Source organism: Burkholderia sp. BCC1993 (assembly GCF_905339865.1).
In the GTDB taxonomy this organism is placed as follows: Bacteria; Pseudomonadota; Gammaproteobacteria; order Burkholderiales; family Burkholderiaceae; genus Burkholderia.
This window is the reverse complement of record NZ_CAJPGZ010000047.1, coordinates 1-1647: the sequence shown is the minus strand read 5'-3', so window position 1 is coordinate 1647 and position 1647 is coordinate 1. Positions and strand designations below refer to the sequence as shown.

The following is a 1647-nucleotide window of genomic DNA, read 5'->3' as shown; positions in this document are numbered from 1 at the left end:
CAAATGTCATACCCGGATTCAGATGTCGTAGCGCCAGCTAAATACAGATGTCGCATGTTTCATCGGTTTTCCTTCATTCAGCATTGAAGTGCCGGGCCGGAAGCAGCAGGGCGCTTACGTTCCCCCGCCGGCCTTGGCAGACCGCTGGTTCGATTCTGCTTGATGTGTTTGCGAAGCGACCTGCAGGATGGCCGCTTCAATGTCGGCTTCCGTGAACGCACGCTGTTTCTTGGCGCCCGGTAACGATGTCTTGGCCCGCACTGGCAGCCCTCGATTGGCGCGCGAGGGCGAACCCGAGATCCGCCGGTTATCACGCTGCGCCTGAACCGCTTCAGCCACCTGCAGCGCGTGACTCAGACGCTTGTGTTCGATGATCGCGCCTTGATCGACCGCCGCCAGCTTGTCGTAAAGGCGGCAATGCAATACCTCGCCGTCGGCCCGGATTTCGATTCGTCCGTCCGGGTACTCCCAGACGTCGATATAGCGATGAATCAGCTTCCTGTTCTCGAGCGTATCGTCCAGCAGGTACAGCACCCGGTCATACAGCACCGTCAGTGACTTCGATACCCGGCGCGTTTCGCGCCAGGTCAGCAACCGGTCCAGATTCTCGTCGTTTCGCAGCGGCCGGTGCGCATTGAAATCGCTCTTCGGCGGCTTCGCGAAGCGCGCGTTATACATGGCGATGAAGGAGGGCGCATACGCATTGGCGTCGGCCACCGTGCTGATCCCGCGCAATCTCAACTCCTTGACCAGCCGGTCCTGCAGCGTCAGGTGCGCGCGCTCGACGCGCCCCTTGGCCGAGCTGCTGTTCGCGCAGAACGTGTCGATGTTTAGCTCGTACATCGCCCGGCCAAACTGCGTCACGCTGCTGCCGGTCTTGCTGGCCTTCGGGCTGCGGAACACGCTGTACTTGTCGCTATAGAACGCCACCGGCTTGCCGTAGCGCTCCAGGTACGTTCGCGTGGCCTCGAAGTAGCTGAAGGTCGATTCGGTCGCCGTAAAGTGCAGCATCATCAGCCGGCTCGTCGCATCGTCGACGTACACCAACAGCGTGCAGGACGGCGCCCGTTCCTCGAACCACCGATGATCGCTGCCGTCGATCTGGATCAGTTCACCCAGGCAAGCCCGGCGCGCTCGCGGTTGATAGACCTTGGGCGGTCGTTGCCGACGCGGAATCCACAGCCCGGCGTCCGTCATCAGCTTCCTGACCGTTTCCTTCGACAACTGCAGCCCGTGGCATTCCCACAGCTTCTCGCAGGCCAGCGTCGGCCCGAAATCGGCGTAGCGCTCACGAATCAGGCTCAAGGCACGGTGCGCCAAATCCTCGGGCAATTGATGGTTGCTCGCGTGGCCACGACGCTGCGAAATCAGTCCAGCCGGCCCAGCAGCACGATATCGGGCGACCAGTCGTTCAATCTGCCGTCGACTGATCCCGAGCCGCTCCGCGGCTCGCCAAGGCATCAGACGCTGCTCGATCACGGCTTCCACGACCTTCAGACGATCCAGCTCCCGCATGCTCATGGTGATCAGTCCAGGTTGGCCCACGATGCGCTCCGGCAGTTCAAACCGCCGCCAGCATGCGCCGAAACCCTCGAACTACGACATTTCAACTTTGCTCACATGCGACATTACAACTTTGCTCTTACA

At 61.1% G+C, this 1647-nt stretch carries 1 protein-coding gene; it reads right to left on the bottom strand.

Annotation, left to right across the window (positions count from 1 at the left end):
* Positions 1-114 precede the first annotated feature (114 nt).
* Entirely contained in the window at positions 115-1521 is a 1407-nt protein-coding gene (locus U4Y91_RS36480) for an ISNCY family transposase (RefSeq protein ID WP_415750532.1), read from the bottom strand.
* Positions 1522-1647: the final 126 nt, after the last annotated feature.